Below are 21,787 nucleotides of genomic sequence, written 5' to 3' on the forward strand. Positions count from 1 at the left end.
AGTGAATTGCCAAGCAACAAATGAAAGGGCATTTGATACAGGAGGTTGAGAGGAAGTTCGGGGCGGGTTTCTGGGCATCAGCGCGGCAGGAAGGAAAATCCTGCCGCTCTCGATTAAAATTCAGAAGGCTTCGCGGCTGACGCAGAGGATGCGCTTGCTGCTGTTGGCGGCCGCAGTGAAATCACCGAAACGCCGCGTATCGAGCCAGGCGCGCGCGCCATCCGCATCGGTGAAGATTTTGCCGAACATCACATTCGGAAAGGCCGCGCGATCAGCGCTGGTCCATGAGCCCGCGCTGCCCGCTGCATCCGTTTTCCAGCCCACGGTGCCGGCCACGCGCTGACTGCCGGTCCAGATCTCGCGCACGGATTTTACCAGATCGCCTTTTTCATCATAGTAAGGACTCATCTTCCAGCTGCCATCCCAGAATTCAGCCGCGCTATCCGCAATCAGAAGGCCGCGGGTGCTATAGACGGGACCTTGGATGTTCACGCGCATACGGGCATCGGTCGCGGCATCGGATAGAAGCGCCGTGAAGCTTTGCTTATAACCCGCCTCCTGCGCCCGCGCGTTGCAGATCGCGTCCGCACCATTGAGCCCACCCAGGGCCGCGGTATGGGTCGAGGATGTGACGAAGCTCACGAAGCGCTTGCCCAAAAGCTGCTGCGGCGGCTGCAGAGCGCAGCGAAGTCCGGAATCGCCCATCCAGCCGTCGCCCCGGCCTTCAAGATGCAGTGGCAGGCCGGCTTCGATAAAGTAGCGGCCAATCGCTTCCCTTTGATTGAGTCCGACATAGAAGAAGGTTTCACCGCCGCCGCGCGTCAGCGCATAAGGCAGTGGATACTGAGTATTCCAGATGAACGTATCCCCGCGTCCCAGGGTGCCCGTGCCCGCGGTCGTGGTCACCAGCGAGGGCAGCATCGCCGAGAGATCCCAGCTGTTCGTGTAGAAAATGGAATCCGACCCATCGCCGATCAAAGGCACCAGCTGATTGTATTCATCCTGGGTGTTATAAAGAGAAAGGCGCGTATAGATGCGGTTCGTTTCGGTCGTCAGGATATCATCGGTCATTTCATTGCGATTTCCGAAAAGATCATGCACCCCGAAATAGGATCGGCAGCTCGACCACAGGGGATCACCTGAAAGATGCCGACCTTCGCTCTGACACAAGGTCGAAGTATCCGGAGTCTGCCACGCTGCAACCATGAATTCACTGTCGGTCAGGAGGTGAAACTTGCGCAAAGGCGAAGGAGTCTTCTGGGTAAAGCGATCTTCCGGCTTCAGATCATCGACCTTGGCCCAGGCTGCGAATTCATAATCGTAGGTCCGATTCAAACAAAGTTGTTTAGCCGCCACCCATTCCACCTTCGATCCATTGGCCTGGGTCACAGTGCGGGTCGTATCCACGCGCGAACTCAAATCCACACGGCAAGGATAGTCGAGACACTGGGTTTCATAGGTATCGCCGATACCCGTAAGAGCCTTGTGCTCCTCACGAACCAAAGGACTTTTCACAGCATCAAGGTCCAAGGGATTGGCGAGCGCAGTCGAGGACAGCGCTGCTGACACTTCATAACGGTCGATCGCAAAATCATAGCGGCAGTTGCGGCGAGTGCGGCCCTGCGGATCACCGCTGCAGTAAGCAAAGCGCTGGGACGGAAAATCGTCGGCGGGCCATTCATCAGCATCAATAAATGTCATGCCATCCGGAACGTTGGCCACGGTTCGAATCGCCGACAGCCAGGTGTCGCCTGGATTCATGCCGTTGGATGCCGCAAAGCGCAGATAGCGTTTTTCCCAGGGTTTGGCTGCGGGCACCGAGGCGCTCAGGACAGCAGCGAGGTTGATACCACAGTTCCCCACCGCACTCAAAGCCAAAGGCCCGTTATTCGCGGAACGAGTCAGCGGATGGCAGTCGGCAAAATTCTGGATGACCTTGCCGCGAGCCAGGGACGCGCTGCGACCATCCCAGCCCATCAGCTCGCCTTTATCATCGCTGAAGGCCAGGGACACAAGACTATGCGGCTGCGGCAACTGCCAATTGAAAATGGCCAGAGCCCCATCCGATTCATTGAAAAAACCCCGCGGCGCTGCATGATCGCTGCCGATGGTCTGATTCCAGCGGTTGCCATCCACGCGAATGGTCGCCTTGTCTTCGAGCTTTCCATCACTCACGATGATTTCCAGTTCACAGCTCATATCACCGACCCGTCCATCCACCATTCCCAAGGGGCTGATGCGATAGCCTGGACAGCTCAAACCGGGCCCCATGCTGAACGTCAAAGGATCGTTATCCGGATCCACCGCACGGCAAAGATTGGCCCTGATCCATTCACCAACGCCAAGCGTGAGCTGTTCGGGGCAGGTCAAGACCGGCGCGCGGTTCGCGACGCCGATGGGATTCACCGGCTGATCCGGGCGTGAGGGTTGCGGCAGTCCACCTGTTGGATTTTCCACATCCCCGGGATTGGAACCCGATCCGGGTTTGACAGCCGCGTCATCGCCCAGATTGGTCGGCACGGGATTCGCCACGCTTTTGAACGAAGCGCGTCCGCAGGCCATCGTCAGCACCAGGGCTGTCACGGCATACGGAAGGATGGATCGGTATTGCATGTTGGTCCTCCCTCGGGTTCGATCGTTGGGTGCCTTGGCCTTCAGCCTTAAGCCGCACCGGTATTGCTGCTGGCATCAGAGCTTTGCCAGACGTAAACTCTTTGAGCATGGTCATCGTCACGAACACGAAGCTGTCGCGATTTGAGGTCAATACAGGAAAATGCGGCCTGCAGCTCGGGAGTCAGACGCTCATAGACGCGTTCCTGCAGGATGATGCAATGGGCTTCTTCGGGCGAAAAGAGCTGTTTTCGCAGCTGTTCGTAGCGTGTCGCCAGAATAATAGCAGGCCCATAGAGATCATATTCCTTGGTTCCTATCATCGGATAGTAGGCCTCGATGGATCCGTGAGCGAGGCCGATCGCGCAGTAAATCGGTTCATGATAATTGAATTCCTTGACCACCTGGCGGAACGTCGCAACCATGCGCAGGGCAAGACGGACCGCGGCTTCATCAATGGATCCCCCATCGGGTATCGGAAAAGGAAATCCGATCGAACACAGAAACCCGTCACCGAGCACCTTGATGCGATAGGCATCCGCCGCCAGACGTTTGGCATCATAACGATCATACATGGTCGACACGCAAAGTTCGATGGCCTGTTCGATAAAATCCTTGACCTTTTCGTGCTGAATTCGTGAGCTGGCGATGATGTCGAAGGCGAGCACGCAGGCCTCTGCCTTTCCTGTAGGCATGGTCTCTTCCAAAGTGCGGCCTTCCCGGATTTTTTCGAGCTGGTGCGGGTAGACGATTTTCTGCAGCTGCTCCAGCACGTGATCATTTTCTTTTTTCTGCTGGGCGAATTTGTTATTGAGCTTCAGCGAGGTCGCGATCGAGAACAGGATCACTTCCATCGTGGAACCTATCAGATGCACATCGCGCCCCCAGACGCTCTCGACCCGGATCACGCCCAGAGCGCTCAGGACGAAGTACTGCGTGCAGGTCAGCATCACGCCATAACCCAGCAGCATCAGGTGATAAAGCCCCCCGCGCCGCACGGAAAACCAGACGGCGATCGACATCATGGTCACGGTTCCGAGCAGGATGATAAAGGACATATAGTAGTTGCCATAGGGCACTCTAAAAAGGATGACGGCGAATTCCAGCACGATGAGCGCATAGATCGTGAGAAAGAAGCGATAGAGCCGCGGATAGTTCCGCCTCACCTCATAGAACGCTCCAAAGAAGACGCCGAGGCTCAGCTGCGTGAGAGCTCCCATCGACTGGGAGAAAAGCGTCCAATGCGCAAAGTGATGCTGCCCGCTCCGAAAGCCGAAAAGCTCCGCGATAAGGCTCCGCATGGATTCAATGAAAAGGAGGTTGATGAGGATGAAGGTCCCGTATATCAGGAACACGCGATTGTTTTCCCGCGTCATGAACAGAAAGAAAAGCGCCATGATCCCGAGGACGCCCACGCAGATGCCGCGCACCGCTCCCACCAGAAAGGAGGCACGGTGATACTGAGTGCTCGGTCGGACGACATAGGGGGCATTGCCGAGCCCCCATTGGTTAGCGGATAGTGGCCCGAGGCCCTTGCCATGACTGAAGATCTGGTACCGACCAGGCGGCAGATCCAGATCAGCGACGATCGCATCGTTTTCGTAAATCAGAGGAACATCCGTCGCCTGATTCGCATCACGCAGCAGCACCCGCTGCACATATCCATTATGAATGAAGGAATACGTCCCCCCCTTCTCTACCGTGACGTCGAAGAGCGCCGTGAAGCAGCCTTGGAAGATCCGCGATTCCGGCAAAGGACTGGCCTCCAGCTGCTGCCGCAGGACCTCCAGTTTCTCCACCTCCAAAGGCAAAGCACAGCCCGGATCGATGTGCGCGTAGACCTTGTATTCCAGACCATCCACCTTTGCACTATGGCTAAAATAAGCCACGGCCGGCTTCGAGGAAAGCCAGGTGAAGAGGATGGCCATGATCAGGCGCACGAGCACAGAGAAATCCTTTCAAGGGTTCTCTCCGGTTTCGGCCTACGAGTGTCGTTTTAAATGGGAAAATCCTGCCCAGGCAGGATGGGCAGGACGAAGGGGATTTTTTTGCAATATTCCGGATCCTCGCTCGTTCCTTTTATGGAACTCCGGATCCAGACCCTTCCTTGGGGTCCTCTCCGACTCGAATATCTTGGTGAGGGGACAGCCATGGCTGATGGCAGCATGCCTGTCCCTGGTTTCTCTAAATCCTTCTCTCACGCTCCGGGATTGTAATTGAGCGTGATATCAGAACCATCCTTGACCGCCGTCGTCTTCGTGAGCGTGACACTATTGGTCTTGGCGTCATAGGTCCACTCGTTCGCGGCCATCTTCTGCTTGTCGAGCGTGACGATGATCTTCGACGGATCCGCAGGTTTTTTGCTCAGGGCAAAGGTCACGCTGCGCTTGACCATGTCAGTCGAGAGCCGGGTGATCAAAGCCGACCAGTCTGCAGCGCAGATGTCGAGCTGGGAACCTTTCGATGCGGCCGCGAGCGTGATGTACTCCATGCCGATATTGGAAAGGTTGCAGGTATCGCTCGCCACCGAAGTCGGCAGACCAATGATAGCGTTGAAGGTCGCTTTCAGCGTCTTGCTCGGATCGAAATCAGCGGCGAGATTGCCCGTGCCCGAACCATTGTCGTCACTGATGACCACGACTTCCAGAGCAGCATCCTTGCGGAAGGGCATGGGCGTTGCCTGGACGGTGCCATCTATATTGCGATAGCTGGCCGCGTACATGCCGCCGAAGAGAAGGTTGAGGCGACTGATCGCATCACCGGAATCCACGCGCTGCTGCACGAAGGCGATCTTGTTCGGATCACTCCCGGCCGGCAGCATCAGGATCTGATCCAAAAGAAGATGGATGCGGGAATCCAGCTTTCCATCATTCAGGGTCGAGACCAGTTTCTGAAGGTTGTTCTGAACGGCGAGGATCTCGTCGTCCATACTCGCGCTCGTATCCACCGCGAAGACCACATCCACCTTCAAAGATACCTTATGCTTGTCGGTAAGACTGCCAAGATCCTCGAATACGGCTGGAGTCTGGGCCTTGGAATTGGCCTCATCGACCACCGGCGCAGGCTCAGGCGTGGGCTGAACCACAGGTGTTTCCGTTGCGATACCTGCCTTAAAGGAAGAATCGCTTTTACAGGAGGCAGCTGCCAGCGCTGTAAGAAGGACGATAGAGAGTTGATTAAGTGTGACCATAAGCTTGTGACTCCCGCTTGATGTTCATTCAGGGGTGATAAAGCAAGGCCCGTACCGCGATTGGCGGATTTTGGCCTTTTCAAAAAACATTTATAATTATGTGCAAAATCATGGCCCCGCTCTTGCAGATCTTTCGTCAACGCCCGTAAACCGTCAGCTTTCCAGTTCTTTTTCGCACGTACGAATCTCCTAAAAAATAAATAAATTCCTTAACTTGGAATAAAAAGCGCTGGTTTCATAGGGTCAATACCATCGTCAAGCTTAGACAGCCTCGATCTTCCTCATGATTTCAATTACTTAGCAAACCTGATGCAAAATATCTGATTCATGTCGACACTTCAGCCGGGACCGCATCGCCTTAGATCGCGAAACTCTTCCAGGTTTCGAGTGGTCAGACATTTGCAAGAAATTGGGGACACACTCGGGAGGTGAGACATGAAACACGTCATCTGGCTTGCGCTTTTGCTAGTATCCTGCGCGGAAAAAAAGAACTTTTCGGGATCGCAGGCGGCAGCGACCGATGCGGATGCCAGTGCCATCGCTGTGGAACAACCAGCCCCTGAAGTCCCTTCCCAAGTGGATGAAAAAGGCATCGGTGATTGCATCGACGGTGATCGTGTGATCTTCGCTTTCTCGGGCGCGGTCAAGGAATGCATTGATTCCGGCCGCACCTGGCATTTTGAGACGAAAACCTGCGTATCCATGCCCAAGGCCGCGTTCAGCTGTGATTGGGAGACTCTGCAGGGCAAATTAAGTGCCCTGAATCTTCTGACGGAAACCTTGAAAAAGGATTCCGCCGCAGGAGCCAAACTTATCAGCTGCGGACAATCCGCCGACGGCAATCGCGTGGCCGTTCAGTGGATCAAACCCGTTTCGGGCGTCAGCTGTGAGAAATTGCAGGAAGGCTTCGGTGTCACCACCGGTTGCTATACTCACTACGTGGACCGCGCACCACCGGCCCCGGCCACAACCGATGCCGAGCGTCGCGCCCGCGTGAGTGAATGCCTGACGACTTTGTAAGCCAGTCCCATCCCCTTCAGCGGCCCTACGATGTCATGATGCGTTGATTATTCGAGCGGATCATGACATCGGGCCCCCATTCTGCTCAATCAAGCCATTTTTACCTACTAATTGCGATTTTTTAACTCTTCTTCGCGCCTCGTAACGCCGTAATGGCCTTCATTACCGTCGCTTCGCCTGGCTTTTTACGCTAGCCATGGGTCCGGCTGCCTTGCTACCATCCGTGAGCTGTTTTCAAAGTCCATGGGACTCTCCAGCGCTTCATAAACCGAGCTTTGCTCCAGGTTCCAGGTTGTCGATGCGATATCAGAAGGTTTTCGTAAATGCGATTGGCTATGAACTTCCCCAGGAAGTCGTTTCCACTCGTTCCCTCGAAGAAGCCCTGCGTCCCGTGTACCAGGCGCTCAAACTGCCTTTGGGTCAGTTGGAAGCGATCACTGGCATCCGCGAACGGCGGTGGTGGCCCAGGCAATTCAAAGTTTCCGATGGCGCGATCCTCGCGGCTCAGAAGGCTCTTTCCGGCCTTGGCCTGCGCGGCAGCGACGTCGATGTCCTGATCTATGCCGGCGTCTGTCGTGATTTCTATGAACCGGCAACGGCCTGCCGCATTGCGAGCGAACTCGGTTTGAAACCCGATGCCGCGGTCTACGATATCAGCAATGCCTGCCTCGGCGTGATGAACGGCATGATCGATATCGCCAATCGCATCGAACTGGGCCAGGCGAAAATCGGTGTCGTCGTCTCCTGTGAATCGGCGCGCGAAGTGAACGAGGATTCTCTGCAGCATCTCCTGCAGAATCCGGATATGCCGCATTTCAAGGACAGCATCGCGACTTTTACGGGTGGTTCGGGCGCGGCGGCTGTCGTCCTGAGCAGCGAACCTTCGCTCGGTCGTTCCCATCGCCTCCTGGGTGGCGTCATGCGCAACGATCATCAGCATCACGACCTTTGCCGTTGGGGTGTGAAGCGTCTGCGGCAGACGGTGTTTGAGCAGTTCATGATCACCGATGCCATCAACGTGATGAAGCACGGCGTGGCGCTGGGATTCAAGACCTGGCAGGCGCTTCTTTTGGAACTCGGCTGGCGCAATGAGCGGGTGGATAAAATCATCTCGCACCAGGTCGGCCAGAGTCATCGCAAATCCGTTTTGAATGCCCTCGGCATTGCGGAAAACAAAGACTATGCAACCTTCCCGATGCTCGGGAATATGGGTACGGTCTCGCTGCCTTTGACGGCGGCGATGGCCGATGAAGGCGGGTTTCTCTTACCCAAGGATCAGGTCGGCTGGCTCGGCATCGGCAGCGGCCTCAATTGTCTCATGTTGGGGCTCGAATGGTAGCAAGCACGGAAATCCTAAGGCAGTATTATCCCTTTCAGAGCCGCTTCACCCAGGTGAGCCGGCAGCGCATGCATTATCTCGATGAAGGCAGCGGCGAAGTGCTGCTCGCTTTGCACGGCAACCCCACCTGGTCGTTCTACTACCGAAACCTCGTGAAACAATTCCGCGGGCAGTATCGCATCGTCGTTCCCGATCACATCGGCTGCGGCTTTTCCGATAAGCCCGATGATCGACAGTATAGCTACCGTCTGGAGCAGAGGGTACGCGATATCGAGGCCCTGGTGGCCCAGCTCAATCTGAAAGATATCACGCTGGTGCTGCATGATTGGGGCGGAATGATCGGCCTCGCCTTTGCCACCCGCAATCCGCAGCTGATCAAGCGCATCATTCTGATGAACAGCTCCGGCTTTCCGCTGCCCGACACCAAGGGTTTCCCCCTGGCTCTGACGCTCAGCCGCACGCCCGTGCTCGGGGCGCTTTTGATTCGCGGCCTGAATGCGTTTGCGTTTACCGCGAGCTGGATCTGCTGTCAGCGCCATCGACTGCCGCGCAGTCTTCGCAAACTTTATCGTCTTCCCTACAACACCTGGCAGCAGCGCATAGCCGTGCATCGCTTCGTCCAGGATATTCCTTTGAATGCGAAGCATCCCTCCTGGCAGCTGGTGGATTACACGAGCCAGCATTTGGATCAGTTCCGGAATATCCCCTTCCAGATCATCTGGGGTGAACGCGACTTCGTCTTCGATCGTCATTTCCTTGCGGAATGGCAGAAGCGTTTGCCGCACGCTGAATACCACAGCTTCCCGGATGCCGGGCACTACATCCTGGAAGACCTTGGGGATGAAGCCCTGAGCCTGATGCGCGATTTTTTGAAACGCCATCCTCTTTGAAATCATCGGCCGCTCGCACGAGGGAACGACATGGACTATAACATTGCCCACACCCTCAGCCTGATGGCCGAGGCCCATCCCTATCAGGACGCCGTGATCTTTCCTGAAGGGCGGGATGCGATGGGCCGCGTGGCCTATACGCGGCTCACCTATCAGCAGCTCGATGACGCCAGCAGTCGCATGGCCCGCGGACTGATGGCCTATGGCATTGGCCGTGGCATGCGCACGGCGTTCCTGGTGAAGCCATCGCTCGAATTTTTCATCACCACCTTCGCCCTTTTCAAAGCCAAGGCCGTTCCGGTTCTGATCGATCCGGGCATTGGCCTCCGCAATATGCGCCGTTGCCTCGCTGAATCGCAGGCCGAGGCCTTTGTCGGAATTCCCGCAGCGCACGCGGCGCGCATTCTCTTTCGCTGGAAAGGCGGCGGCTGGAAAAGAAAGGTCACCATCAGTCGGCGGGCGATTTTCGGGGGACTGAGCCTCACCGATCTGCAGGAAGCCGGTGACCGGAATCAAAGCGTTCCCCTGGAACCTGCGCGTGAACATGAGCTGGCTGCGATTCTTTTCACATCCGGCAGCACCGGCGCTCCCAAAGGCGCGGTCTATACGCATGGAAATTTCCTGGCCCAGGTCCAGCTTTTGAAAGACACCCTCGGCATTCAGCCGGGCGAAAAGGACCTCTGCACCTTTCCGCTCTTCGCCCTTTTCGCTCCTGCCTTGGGCATGAGCGCTGTGATTCCGGAAATGGATTTCACAAGGCCGAAGGATGTGGATCCCGAGAAAATCGCCGAAGCCATTCATAACTTCGGCATCAGCAATATGTTCGGTTCCCCGGCGCTGATCAAGACTGTCGCAAACTATGGCGTGGAACGCGCCTGGCAATTTCCGACCTTAAGGCGCGTGATCTCGGCCGGCGCTCCGGTGCAGGCCGCGGTGATCGCTCAGTTCCGCCGTCTCGTGAACGAGGAATGTTTTCTTTACACGCCTTATGGCGCCACCGAATCGCTGCCTCTGGCCATTGCGGAAAGTCATATGATCCTCAGGGAAACCAGTGCCCTGACGGACAAGGGCCACGGCATCTGCGTCGGCACCGTGGTGCCGCGCACCGATGTTCGGATCATTCGCATCAGTGATCAGCCGATTGCCAGCTGGGATCCTGAATGGGAACTGCCGCAGGGTAAAATCGGTGAAGTCGTGGTGTCCGGGGACCAGGTCACTGGCACCTATTATCAGCGTGAAAGCGCCACCCAGCTCGCTAAAATCCGGGATCCTGCGACCGGCCGCATCTGGCATCGCATGGGCGACCTGGGCTACTTCGATGCCGAGGGCCGGCTTTGGTTCTGTGGCCGCAAGTCGCATCGCGTGCAGACTCAGGACGGCGATCTTTTCACCATCAACTGCGAGGGTGTCTTCAATAAGCATCCCCTTGTCGCGCGCACGGCTCTGGTGGGTCTGGGCCAGCCGGGGATGGAAAAGCCTTTGCTCTGCGTCGAACCCAAAAAGAGTCTGACCCGTGACGAGGAAACCCAGCTTTTCATCGACCTGAAACGCCTGGGCGCTGCGCACGAGCACACGCGGAATATCAAACTCTTCCTCACGCATGAAAGCTTTCCAGTCGACATCCGGCATAACGCAAAAATATTCAGAGAGAAATTGAAATCATGGGCGGAAGCGCAATGGCGGAAAAAATCCTTGTCACCGGCGGGGGCGGCTTTCTTGGAAAAGCCCTCATCCAGCAACTGATCGCACGCGGCCATACGATCCACACCCTGAATCGCGGCCGTTATCCCGAACTTGAAGCCATGGGCGTGCGCTGCTTTCAGGGCGATCTTGCAGATCCTGCGATCGTCAAGGAAGCGGCTCGCGACTGCACCACCATCTTTCACGTCGGTGCGAAAGCCGGTGTCTGGGGTGATTACGCGGATTATTATAAAGCCAACGTGATCGGCACGCAGAATGTTCTGCTCGCGTGCCGCGCTCTCGGGATCAAGCGGCTGATCTATACCAGCTCACCGTCCATCAGCTTTGGTGGAACGGATCAGGAGGGCATTGACGAATCCAGTCCCCTGCCCTCGCATTACGTGGCAGCCTATCCCGCCACCAAGGCGATTGCGGAAAAGCTCGTGCTTGCGGCCACAGGTCCCGATCTGGCGACGGTGTCCCTGCGCCCCCATCTTATCTGGGGCCCGGGTGACAATCACATCATCCCGCGCCTTTTGGATCGCGCCCGCAAAGGCCGTTTGCGCTTGATCGGAGAAGCCGGCAAGAAGGTGGATGCCGTTTATATAGAGAACGCGGTCGAGGCTCACCTTTGCGCCTATGATCGCCTGCAGAAGGGCTCCCCCATCGACGGCAAGGTCTATTTCATCACCAATGAAGAACCGATGCCGCTTGAGGATATCATCAATTCCATCTTGAATTCCGCGGGTCTCCCCGCAGTCACGCGCCGCATTTCAGCAGGCGCCGCCTATTTTCTAGGGGGCGCTTTTGAAATATTCTTCCGTCTGCTTCGTCTTAAGGGTGAACCGCCTCTGACCCGCTTTGCTGCGCGGCAGATGAGCACCTCACACTGGTATAATACGCGAGCCGCGCGGGACGAGCTGGGCTATCAACCGCGCGTCAGCATGAAGGAAGGCTTTCAACGCCTGAGGCTGGCACTCCAGGGCTAAAGCCGGGCACAGCGGTCTGAATCGGGACACGCGTCCCGATCCAGTCCTTGGACTCTTTCACATTCTCTGCTAAATCAGTGTCTTGGCTCACCCTGCCCCCTGGCATAAATCTTGGAATCAGAGGTTTTTTGACCTCTCCTTGGAAGACGCTATGCTTACTAAATTTACCGCCTGGTTCCGCGCGCTGCTCTTTCTGCAGGCCACTCCCATCATCCGCCTTGCCGAAACGCGCAGTCTCGAGGCCGAAGATATGCCGCCGCTTCCTGCCATGAGCGATCCCCGGCAGGTGCCCCAGGAATTTCTTTCCTTTCAAGCGGCCACGGGTCTTCAGCTCATCCGCACCATGGTCTGGATCGTGCGGCGCGAGTTGATGAAATCGCTGAGCCTCGGCATGGCCTATGCGATCTGCACACTCGCGACCCCCGTCCTCGTCTATCAGCTCGTTCAGTACGTGACCCTTGCGGCCACCGGCGAAGCCTCTTTGCGCATGGGTTTGATCGCAGGGCTTCTGCTGTGCTTAAGCGGGTCGATGACGGGTATCCTCCAGCATCATTCCTTTCACATCTGCTTGAAGATGCTGCAGCGCGTGGTCAGTGGACTCAACATGCGCCTCTACCATCATGCTTTGCGCATGACCCGTTCCTCACGCCAATCCAGGCCTACAGGGGATATCGTGAACCTCATGGGCTCGGACAGTGACACCATTGGTTTCGCTCTTTTTGAAATGGTGGAACTCGTGGTCCGCAGCGTGATCATCCTCGGGGCCTCGGCGATGCTGATTCGCCTGCTCGGTTGGGCGGGCGTCGCCGGTCTTGCGACTCTGATACTCGTCGTGCCCTTGACCCACCTCGTTATCAAACGCTTTGTAAGGCTCGACGCCGAAATGCTGAGCCACCGTGATCGCCGCGTTTCGCTCGTGGCTCAGATGCTGGCGGGTATGCGGATCGTGAAGTACTTTGCCTGGGAAAAACCCATGCAAAACGAAGTTCAGGCCATTCGCGCCCAGGAAATCCTGGCCCGTCGACGTCTTTTTCATAACTCCGCCACCTCCCTCTTCGTTTACTTCGCGGGAAGTCTTCTGGTGGGTCTGGTTTCTTTTCTTACCGCCAGTGCCCTGGGCCGCACTCTCGATGCCGCTACGATCTTTGCCTGCCTGACTCTCTTCGGCGTGCTCGACAACATGGTCGGCAGCTTAACCGATCTCATCTCCGGAATGGCCGCAGCGCGGGTCAGCGGCGATCGCCTCGTGGCTTTGCTGCAAACACCTGTGCTCGATGATCCGGAGAAGGGTCCGCAGTTTTCCGGTCCTGTCGGTATCCAATGGCAGGATGTTTCCTATCGTTTCGAGGACGCCGCCGATCCTGTCTTAAAGAATCTGACGCTTGACGTGAAGCCCGGAGAATCCGTGGCTCTCGTGGGCCCTGTGGGCGCAGGAAAGAGTTCCCTCCTGCTAGGGCTCCTGGGTGAGGTGCCGCGTCTCTCCGGTGTTTCGCAGTGGACCTCGTTGCCCAAGGGCATGCGTCCACGTCTGGCCTATGTGCCTCAGGAAGCTTTCATTGTGAATGGCAGCGTGCAGGATAACATTCTGCTCGGTCACGCCCTTGAAGATCGCGAGTGGCTCCAGCAGGTGATCCAGGCCAGCTGCCTGGATGTGGATCTGGAGCGTCTGGCCGGAGGTCTGCACGCGGAAATTGGCGAGCAGGGCATCAACCTTTCCGGGGGACAGAAGCAGCGGGTGAACCTCGCCCGTGCAGCGCTTTTGAGGCCGAGTCTGGTCCTGCTCGACGATCCTCTTTCCGCTGTGGATTTCGATACCGAAGATAAGCTCGTCGAGCGTCTTCTTTTCGGTCTTTGGAACAAGGCCACGCGCGTGGTGGTCACCCATCGGCTGCATCATCTGCATCTCTTTGATAAGGTGGTCTTCATTCAGGACGGTCAGATCGTGGATGCGGCACCGCTGCCTGAGCTGCTCAAACGTTGCGACGCTTTTCAAAACTTCTATAATCGCGTGGAGCGTGAATCCCTGGCCGAAGCGCAGGAAGCCGAGCAGAAAAAACCGAAGGAAGAATCGGAGACCAAGGACGACGCCGCAGCTTTTGTGCGCCTGACGGATGACGAGGATCGGGCCTCCGGTGCAGTTCAGCTCAAGGTCTATAAAGATTACGGACGCGCTCTGCTCGGTCCACGGGGAGCGGGGCGATATTTTGTTGCAGCGCAGCTTGCGGCCGCGAGTCTTTTGACCGTGAGCCTTCCTCTGCTTCAAAACGGTTGGCTGGCGTTTTGGGCCAATCATCCGTCCGGACCCGCGAGCGACAGCTCCTGGTTTTGGCGTCTTTGGCCTGATTCGCTTTATGTTTCCAATCATGCCGTCCTTCTTTGGGGAGCTTTGGGATTTTTAGCGGTTCTTGCCGCGGTTGCGCATCAGCTTCTCTGGTTGCGCCGTGCACTGCAGGCCGGTGCCCAGCTGCATGATGCCGCCTTCGCTGCTGTTCTGAAGGCGCCGCTCCGCTTTTTCGATCGCACTCCGATCGGCCGCATTCTGAATCGTTTTTCCCGCGATGTGGATTCGGTGGAACGCGAAGTGGCCACCAACCTGGAACGCACGCTCGGACCGATTTTCCATGCGCTGGCGGCCCTGGTGCTTTTATCCGTGACGATTCCCTGGCTGCTCGTGGTCATCGTTCCGGCGCTTTATGGTTACTACACCTTTCAAAAGAAATATCGCTTTGCCAGCCGGGATGCGCAGCGCCTGATGTCCATGGCCCGGTCCCCGCGCTTTGCTTTTTTCAAGGAGACGCTGCAGAACACCACCGTGATCCGCGCGCATAATGAAATGGAAAATTTCACAGATCGCTATCGCGGGATCCTTACGCACTTTCAGTCGATGTTCTATGGCGTGATCCTTTTCAACCGCTGGTTCTCGGCCCGCATTCCCTTGCTGGGCGGTTTGATTTCCTTTGGCCTTGTCACCATGATTTTAATTCTGGCTCGCTCAGGGCAGATATCTCCTGGCGTGACTGGCCTTGCACTGGTTTACGCCCTGCGCCTTTGGGAGCATCTCAACAATGCGATTCGCTCGTTCACGATGGTGGAATCCAACCTGATCGGAGTCGAACGTCTGCAGCACTTCCAAAATCTGGAGGCCGAAGCCGAGGTGACTCTGACGCCAGCTTTGACTCCCGATACTGTCTGGCCTTTGCGCGGAGAGATTCGCCTGGAAAACGTGTCGGCGCGTTATGCTCCGGGCCTGCCTTTGGTTCTGCGTCACTGCAATCTTGTGATCCCCGCGGGACAAAAAGTAGGCATCATCGGCCGCACGGGTGCGGGCAAGAGCACGCTCTTTCAGATCCTTTTCCGCTTCATTGAAACGAGCGAAGGGCGGGTGCTGATGGATGGCGTCGATGCGCGGATGATTCCTCTGAATCGCTTGCGCTCTTCGCTGGCGATCATTCCGCAGGATCCCATCCTATTTCAGGGAACGCTCAGGAGCAATCTCGATCGCTTTCAGCAGTATGATGATGAACGCATTCTGGAAGCGCTGCGCCGTGCGCATCTCGGCGCCTGGGTCGCGACTCTGGACGGGGGACTCAGGGCCGAGGTCAAGGAAAACGGCTCCAACTTCAGCCAGGGACAGCGGCAGCTTCTTTGTCTGGCGCGCGCTCTGCTTTTGGATACCCGCATTATTGTTATGGATGAAGCGACCGCCAGCGTGGATGTTGCGACCGATGCTCTGATTCAAAAGACAATTGCCGAGGAATGCCGGGACCGCACGGTCCTGATCATTGCGCACCGCCTCGAAACCCTGGGTCTTTGCGATCAGGTTGTGGAAATGGACCAGGGCGCTGTGAAAACGATTCAGATCCGCGAATCAGCCTATGCCGCTCCTCTTGCAGCACCAGCGTGGCCGCCAGTGGCAGATGATCCGAGCTTCCAAACCACCCGGCTTCATGCACCACCCGTGCGTCCTGGATAATAAAGCCTCGGGCATAGATCCGATCGAGGCAGAAGAGGGGAAATATGGCAGGAAACGTTCGCTGATGGCGGCCGTGCGTGGCCTGGAATATTTCCTGAAGCCCCAGCTCCTTTTCAAAATAGTGGCTCAAGGTCCCCGGCCAGTCATTGAAATCGCCAGCGACGATCAGGGGTCTTTCCTGCGGAATGGACTCCTGAATATAGGCCGCCAGTTCCCGCGCATGCTCCAGCCGCTCCCTATGGGTCAATCCAAAATGCGTGCAGATCAAAGCCAGAAGGCTATCATCCTCCCGCCGCACATCCGCGTGTAGAATAGCCCGCGGCTGCTGTTTCGTGGATTCCGGCAGCGTGTGATTGCGCCAGTGAACGATGGGATAGCAGCTTAAAAGTCCGTTGCCCTGGATGCCCGTGGCGAACTTCACGGTCGGTCCACAGATGCGATGCTGCAGCTCTTCCTGCAGATGATCCAGGAAGGAAAGGATCACGGCATCTTCCGGTATCCAAAGTTCCTGCAGCATGACTATATCGCACTGCTCGCGCAAGATGGTCTGCACAAGGCTCTCCTCGATCGCTTTCTTGCGAAAGGCACTGCGACCGAGGTGCAGGTTGTAGCTCAGGATCTTGATGGGCTCCGTTCGCTTCATGATCGTCCATAATGCGAGAATCGTCGTAAGGACCATTGGGCCAGGAGGAGGGCGAACGCGACAACGGCCAACAGCAAAAGCACAGAAAGCACCTGAGGATTTTCGAGAACGCTGAAAAGGCTCTTTTGAAAGACGACCAGCAGCAAAAGCCCGGGCGCCATACCCACCAGGGTCGCGCCTAAAAAGCGCAAAAACGGTACGTGCCCCACACCAGCGGTCAGGTTAATGAGCGAGTTCGGCGCCACCGGCACGATGCGGAGCGCCACCAAAGTCAGAAAGTGGCCATTCCCCACCCGCTTTAAAACGTTCCGCACGCGTCCCCCAAAAAAACGCCGGAAAACATAGCGTCCCGCGGCATGGCCCACAAAATACGAGGTCGTCACATTCATGATGATGCCGAACAGGATATGCGGCAGCGCCTGACCCAGGGGAAGCAGAGCAGCCGTGGCGAGTATCATGATATTGATGGGAATGAAGAGCAGCCCGCCGATAGCGAAGGTTGCCGGGATCAGGGCATGACGCAGCCAGGAATCCTCGCCCGTTCCGCGGAAGAAAGCGACCATGCGATAGAAATCAAAGGGCCATTTCCGCGAGATCAGGTAAAGGCCAAAAAGAAAAATAGCGAGAAGGACCGAGCCGCCGATCAAAAGCACAGTTGGTGACGAAAGCCCCAGCTTCCGGGCCAGGATCTGCATCATCTGGCCCCAGCGGTCCATGCCCTCTTCCAGGACACTGGGTTTCTCCGCATCGACCAGTTCGGAATCAAGCAGCATGGGGCCTGTGGGTTTGATGGTGAATTCCTGCAAAAAGCGTTTGGACGAATCCGCATTCAAAATGCGAATGGCCTCGCGCAAAGACCCTCCACGCTCCAGATGCCTTTCAATTTCCGTGGCCTTGCTTTCCGTATGATGCGAGAGAAGGTGCGCGGTGAACCCATGGCAGGGTTTCTCCACATGAATCGTCGCATTGACCTCTGAATCAAAGCCCATGGAGCGGTTGTTCAGATTCGCAGACCCTACGGAGATCCAATGTGAGTCGACCACCATGACCTTGCTATGCACGGTGATATAGCGTTTTCCCTTATCGAGATCCTTATGCTCAGGAAAGAAGACCTGAAGGCGCCCATGCGCATCGGCCTGCTGCAAGGCATAAAGCGCCTGCGCCTGCATCAGCCCCATCGTTTTCTGTTCCAGCCAGCCGCCCGCGAGTTCCGGCAGGATAATGACCACTTCAGGCCCTTCCTCTTTCTGCAGAACCCGCGATAGGATTTCCACGATATGCCGCGAGGTCAGATACTGATTTTCCAGAACGATATGGGAACGCGCGGCTTCGAGACAATCGGTATAGAGCTGCGCGACTTCGAAACAGGGGGGATAATCACGGAAGGGCGGCATGGTCCGCGACAAGGCTATGGATACATCATGAAACGCATAAACGCCCGGCAGCATTTTCGGCTCAAAGACCTGTCTGGGCGCTTGGGCTTTCAACGTCTCCCCTGTGGCTCGTTTCCAGCGCTCGCTGAAAAGTTCCGCCATGCGCTCGGCGAGAGAACCGTTAAAACCAATCTGCATATCATGATAAGGACCGTAGGCCTCGCCCTGTGGATCAATACGCAGCGGATGCCGCGCAAGGTGCTCGCAGGTATCCCAGCGGCGGATGGTCAGATCCAATCCACCCAGGAAGGCCACGCTCTGATCGACCACCACAAATTTTTGATGCTGCGAGGCACCAACGGGATGCGCGGCGTCCATTTTAAAATGCATGCGTGGATGGCTGAACCAGCCGAAGCGCAGGGCCTGGAGTTTTTCCCGTTCCAAAAGATAAATGGGGGCGTAATCCCAGCACAGAAGATAGATGTGCAGATCGGGCTTGCTCTCCAAAAGGTCGAGGAGAAATTGATTCAGACTCCAGCGGCGCGGAACCCAGGTGCCTTCCCAGTCGGGAGCCAGGTTCGTTTCGCTATGGATATCCCAGCCTGTGATGTAGATTTCATGGGAGGCCTTGGAGCATGCTTCGATAAAAGCTTTGAAGTAGTTGGCCGCATCCCAATAGATCCATGCATTCTGTCCCGCGGCCCAACTAAAAGCGTTGGCCTTCGTCCAAAGTTCTTCCATCGACGACCTCCCGCCGAGATCCTTGCAAATCTGAGGCCAGCGCGAAAGACGGAATGATTCATGTAGAATTTCTTACGGGTGTATGAAAATGGAGAAAGCCAAGGCTGGCGCAGCATCAACCATCAGAAATGTCAGCACCAGGAGACGAGCCCATACCCTCATCAGAACCTCCAAAACCTTTATCAGGATCATGACTTAAGACTTGTGAGAGTAACGGGCCCAACCCAGACGGGCAAGCGCTAATTTCTTATGACGTAACTGTCTCCATGCTGTGACGCTTTTTATTTTCGAGCTTCGAGAGCAGCATATAGAAGGCCGGCACCACAAAAAGAGTCAGCAGCGTCGAGACTATGGTACCCCCGATAATGGCAAGGCCCATGGGCAGTCGCGCCTCCGAACCCATGCCCCCGCCCAGGACCAGGGGCGTGGCCGCGGCCACGGTGGCCACCGAGGTCATGATAATCGGCCGAAGCCTTACGGGCGACGCTTCAAGCAGGGCGTCCTCCACCGAAAGTTTCTTTTCACGCCGTACATGATTGGCAAACTCAACCAGCATGATACTGTTCTTTTTCGCAATACCCATCAGAACGATCAGACCAATGAAGGAAAAGAGATTCAGCGACTGATTCGTGAGCCAAAGGGCTAAAAGCGCGCCGGTGACGCTGAAAGGCAGCGCCATCAGAATCGAGATCGGATGCACGAAGGAATCGAACTGCACCGCAAGAATCAGATAGGCCACCAGAATACCGATCAGAAGCGCCGAGTAAAGACTCGCGAAGGCCTCGTTGAAACCGGCCGACGCCCCTTCAAGCGCAAAGATATAATCGGGCGGCAGGATTTCCTGAGCCAGCTCTTCCGATCGCTGCAGCACCTTCGCCTGCGACTGTCCCGGGGCCAGGTTCCCATAGACGGAAACCGCCCGCATGCGGTTCACCCGACTGATGGACTGCGAGGCCTTGCCCTCTTCGATGGTGACAAGTTCGCGCAAGGGAATCAGGTTCCCGGCAATGTTTCGCACATAAAGCCGCTTGATGTCCTCGGCGGAACGCACCATCTCGTCCGGTAGTTTGAAGCGCACATCGTAACGCTTGCCCTCGGCCGTATAGCGGCCCGAACGAAGACCGCCAACCGCTGCGGTCAGTATCTGCCCCACGGCATCCACCGACACGCCGCGTTCCGCCATCGCCTTGCGATTCGGCTCGATCCGCAGCTCTGGAATGCCCGCGCGATAATCCGTGTCGAGGTCCACACCCAGCTTTTCATCTTCCAGCTTCTTAATCAGCTCCTGGGCCTTGGCGCCCAGCACAGCCAGATCCGGCCCCCTTAGACTGAGGCCGATGGGATTCTGTCGACCCGAGCTCAGATTGCGTGACGAAATATCCCGCATGTTCATGCGTATGCCTTTCAGCTCGCGGAATTTCGCGCGCAGATCGGCCATGATTTCGACGTGAGTCTTCTCGCGTTTTTCTTTCGGCACAAGGCGCAAAGGAAAGAACACCTGGTTGAGCTGCGCGGATCCCCCGCCACCCGCTCCGACCGAAGTCGCAAAGGCTTCGATCTCGGGGACGGTTTTCAGGATGGCCTCCACCTTCCGGGCCAGCTGATCGGTGAATTCCAAAGACGATCCGGGAGGCGCCTGGCCGTTGATGATCAGGATATCCTGATCCTGGGGCGGAATGAATTCCTGACGGATCTTTTTCACAAGGCCGAGTGACAGCACAAAGCCGACCAGCGACACGAGGATAACAAGGTAGCGCCAGTGAAGGGTATGCTTCAGGACCACCCGATACGCGTGACCGATGCGTTCGAAAACCCGGTCCATGAAAGCCTCGAAGCGGCCCACCTTCGGCTCGTTGCGCAAAAGCGCGGCGGCACGCATGGGTGTGATCGTCACAGCTTCCAGAAGCGAAATCAAAACCGCGGCGGAGATGGTCACGCCGAACTGAAAGAAGAACTTTCCGATCACCCCTTCCATGAAGACGACAGGAATAAAGATCGCAACCATGGCCAGAGTCGCGGCCGACGCGGCCGGCAGAACTTCCTTCGCGCCTTCCGCTGCCGCGCGGAACGAGCCCTTGCCCATTCGATAATGCCGGACGATATTTTCCAAGAGCATGATGGCATCATCGACGACGATCGAAATGGAGAGCGTGAGCGCGAGGAGCGTGAAAAGGTTCAGCGTGAAACCCGAGAAATAGAGCACGATAAAAGTCCCGACGATGGACGTCGGGATCGAGAAGAGGATATTCAGCGCCGCCTGAAAACTTCCCAGGAAGAAAAAGCAGACCAGGATGGTGATCACCCCGGCCATCCAGATTTTTTCCATGGTGAGTTCGACGGTCGACTTGGTGGAGCGCGTGAAGTCCACGTTCACTCGATATCCGATGCCCTGGGGAAAGTCCTGCGACAGTTCCTTCAGTCTTTCCTGCAGGGCTTCGGACACCTCCACTTCATTGGTGCCGCGCTGCTTGCTGATGCGCAGGCTGATCGTCGGCTTGCCTTCATAACGGGCCACCCGGCGAATATCCGAGAGCCCGTCCTCCACCTTCGCCACATCCCTGATGCGAATTTCCGAGCCATGAATGATCTGCCCGCCACGGCGCAGAATCAGGATGTTCCCCACCTCTTCCACGGCCGTCGCCTCGCCGAGCCACCGCACCCGCAGCTCACGATCCCCTTCGGTGAATTGCCCGGCCGCGCTTTCGAGATGCTGCGTGCGCAGAGCGTCCACGACATCGCTGACGGTCAGCTGGTATTGATTCAATTTTTTCGGATCGAACCAGACCCGCAGGTTGCGTTCGCTGAAACCGCCGATATCGATCGCGCCGACACCAGGCAAAAAGCGCAGCTGATCGAGCAGGTAATTATTCGTCCAGTTCAAAAGCTCGCGGAATTCCTTGTCCCCGTATATCGAGACGATCAGGATGGGGTCTTCTTCCGGATTCGACTTCCGCACGATCGCAGGGTCCGTCCCGGTCGGCATTCGGAACTGACTGATCGCCGACTGCACCTCCTGCAGCGCGATATCTATGTTGCGATTGATATCAAACTCCAGCGTGATCCGGCCGGATCCCTGGCTGGCGCTGGAACGCATCTCCTTGATGCCTTCGATCGTGAGCAGGCGTTCTTCGAGCGGTACGATAAGATCGGCTTCGACGACCTCAGGAGCCGCGCCCTCATAGTTGACTGAAATATTCAGAACGGGAAAGTCCACGTCCGGCATTTGACTGATGCCCATGCGATTCAGGCATATGGCACCAAAAACAATCAGAGCAAACATCAGGACCCATGCAAAGACGGGTCTTCGAATTGACATTTCAATCATGGGCTTCCCTCGAC

Annotated in this window: 11 protein-coding genes and 1 pseudogene; 6 read left to right on the forward strand and 6 right to left on the reverse strand. The window is 56.7% G+C overall.

The genetic code is table 11. The features are described from left to right. Nucleotides 1-120 precede the first annotated feature (120 nt). The 3 genes from VFO10_RS26410 to VFO10_RS26420 all read right to left on the reverse strand — a co-directional run bounded on the left by VFO10_RS26410 (nucleotide 121) and on the right by VFO10_RS26420 (nucleotide 5,800). On the reverse strand, nucleotides 121-2,613 hold the full coding sequence (locus VFO10_RS26410; RefSeq protein WP_325145010.1) for a hypothetical protein: 2,493 nt from the start codon (nucleotides 2,611-2,613) through the stop codon (nucleotides 121-123). Nucleotides 2,614-2,660: 47 nt separating this feature from the next. After that, complete coding sequence (locus VFO10_RS26415) at nucleotides 2,661-4,556, reverse strand: 7TM diverse intracellular signaling domain-containing protein (protein ID WP_325145011.1); 1,896 nt, start codon at nucleotides 4,554-4,556, stop codon at nucleotides 2,661-2,663. Between the two features lie 251 nt (nucleotides 4,557-4,807). Next, on the reverse strand, nucleotides 4,808-5,800 hold the full coding sequence (locus VFO10_RS26420) for a vWA domain-containing protein (protein WP_325145012.1): 993 nt from the start codon (nucleotides 5,798-5,800) through the stop codon (nucleotides 4,808-4,810). 435 nt (nucleotides 5,801-6,235) lie between these two features. On the opposite strand from VFO10_RS26420, the gene VFO10_RS26425 reads away from it, so the two are divergent. The 6 genes from VFO10_RS26425 (at nucleotide 6,236) to VFO10_RS26450 (ending at nucleotide 15,691) form a co-directional block, all read left to right on the forward strand. Next, nucleotides 6,236-6,820, forward strand: a complete 585-nt coding sequence (locus VFO10_RS26425) for a hypothetical protein (RefSeq protein ID WP_325145013.1) — start codon at nucleotides 6,236-6,238, stop codon at nucleotides 6,818-6,820. A gap of 298 nt (nucleotides 6,821-7,118) precedes the next feature. Beyond that, the gene (locus tag VFO10_RS26430; RefSeq protein ID WP_325145014.1) at nucleotides 7,119-8,159 is read left to right on the forward strand and encodes a 3-oxoacyl-ACP synthase III; all 1,041 of its coding nucleotides are present in this window, start codon (nucleotides 7,119-7,121) and stop codon (nucleotides 8,157-8,159) included. Further along, a complete protein-coding gene (locus VFO10_RS26435) occupies nucleotides 8,153-9,049 on the forward strand; it encodes an alpha/beta fold hydrolase (protein WP_325145015.1) in 897 nt (298 codons plus the stop codon). The genes VFO10_RS26430 and VFO10_RS26435 overlap by 7 nt, the downstream gene beginning before the upstream one ends. 30 nt (nucleotides 9,050-9,079) lie before the next feature. Further along, the gene (locus tag VFO10_RS26440; RefSeq protein WP_325145016.1) at nucleotides 9,080-10,792 is read left to right on the forward strand and encodes a fatty acid CoA ligase family protein; all 1,713 of its coding nucleotides are present in this window, start codon (nucleotides 9,080-9,082) and stop codon (nucleotides 10,790-10,792) included. After that, nucleotides 10,726-11,718, forward strand: coding sequence for an NAD-dependent epimerase/dehydratase family protein (locus VFO10_RS26445; protein WP_325145017.1), 993 nt, complete (start codon nucleotides 10,726-10,728; stop codon nucleotides 11,716-11,718). The genes VFO10_RS26440 and VFO10_RS26445 overlap by 67 nt, the downstream gene beginning before the upstream one ends. A gap of 151 nt (nucleotides 11,719-11,869) precedes the next feature. After that, nucleotides 11,870-15,691 carry an ABC transporter transmembrane domain-containing protein gene (locus VFO10_RS26450; RefSeq protein ID WP_325145018.1) on the forward strand — a complete coding sequence of 1,274 codons (3,822 nt, stop codon included), beginning with the start codon at nucleotides 11,870-11,872 and terminating at the stop codon, nucleotides 15,689-15,691. A 4-nt stretch (nucleotides 15,692-15,695) separates the two neighbouring features. Here the strand turns inward: VFO10_RS26450 and VFO10_RS26455 are convergent. From VFO10_RS26455 to VFO10_RS26465, 3 genes and pseudogenes are all read right to left on the reverse strand, one after another. Continuing rightward, a pseudogene (locus VFO10_RS26455) lies at nucleotides 15,696-16,370 on the reverse strand (endonuclease/exonuclease/phosphatase family protein); the annotation flags it as partial. Further along, nucleotides 16,331-18,448, reverse strand: coding sequence for a VTT domain-containing protein (locus VFO10_RS26460; protein WP_325145019.1), 2,118 nt, complete (start codon nucleotides 18,446-18,448; stop codon nucleotides 16,331-16,333). The gene VFO10_RS26460 and the pseudogene VFO10_RS26455, both read right to left, overlap by 40 nt. 247 nt (nucleotides 18,449-18,695) lie before the next feature. Further along, nucleotides 18,696-21,773 (reverse strand): efflux RND transporter permease subunit, encoded by a 3,078-nt coding sequence (locus VFO10_RS26465; protein ID WP_325145020.1) that lies wholly within the window; start codon nucleotides 21,771-21,773, stop codon nucleotides 18,696-18,698. Nucleotides 21,774-21,787 lie beyond the last annotated feature (14 nt).

Source organism: Oligoflexus sp., from assembly GCF_035712445.1.
GTDB lineage: Bacteria > Bdellovibrionota_B > Oligoflexia > Oligoflexales > Oligoflexaceae > Oligoflexus.

Coding starts and splice junctions, on each gene's coding strand:
- VFO10_RS26410 (WP_325145010.1), bottom strand. CDS start 2,613: ATGCAATACCGATCCATCCTTCCGTATGCCGTGACAGCCCTGGTGCTG.
- VFO10_RS26420 (WP_325145012.1), bottom strand. CDS start 5,800: ATGGTCACACTTAATCAACTCTCTATCGTCCTTCTTACAGCGCTGGCA.
- VFO10_RS26425 (WP_325145013.1), top strand. CDS start 6,236: ATGAAACACGTCATCTGGCTTGCGCTTTTGCTAGTATCCTGCGCGGAA.
- VFO10_RS26430 (WP_325145014.1), top strand. CDS start 7,119: ATGCGATATCAGAAGGTTTTCGTAAATGCGATTGGCTATGAACTTCCC.
- VFO10_RS26435 (WP_325145015.1), top strand. CDS start 8,153: ATGGTAGCAAGCACGGAAATCCTAAGGCAGTATTATCCCTTTCAGAGC.
- VFO10_RS26440 (WP_325145016.1), top strand. CDS start 9,080: ATGGACTATAACATTGCCCACACCCTCAGCCTGATGGCCGAGGCCCAT.
- VFO10_RS26445 (WP_325145017.1), top strand. CDS start 10,726: ATGGCGGAAAAAATCCTTGTCACCGGCGGGGGCGGCTTTCTTGGAAAA.
- VFO10_RS26450 (WP_325145018.1), top strand. CDS start 11,870: ATGCTTACTAAATTTACCGCCTGGTTCCGCGCGCTGCTCTTTCTGCAG.
- VFO10_RS26460 (WP_325145019.1), bottom strand. CDS start 18,448: ATGGAAGAACTTTGGACGAAGGCCAACGCTTTTAGTTGGGCCGCGGGA.
- VFO10_RS26465 (WP_325145020.1), bottom strand. CDS start 21,773: ATGATTGAAATGTCAATTCGAAGACCCGTCTTTGCATGGGTCCTGATG.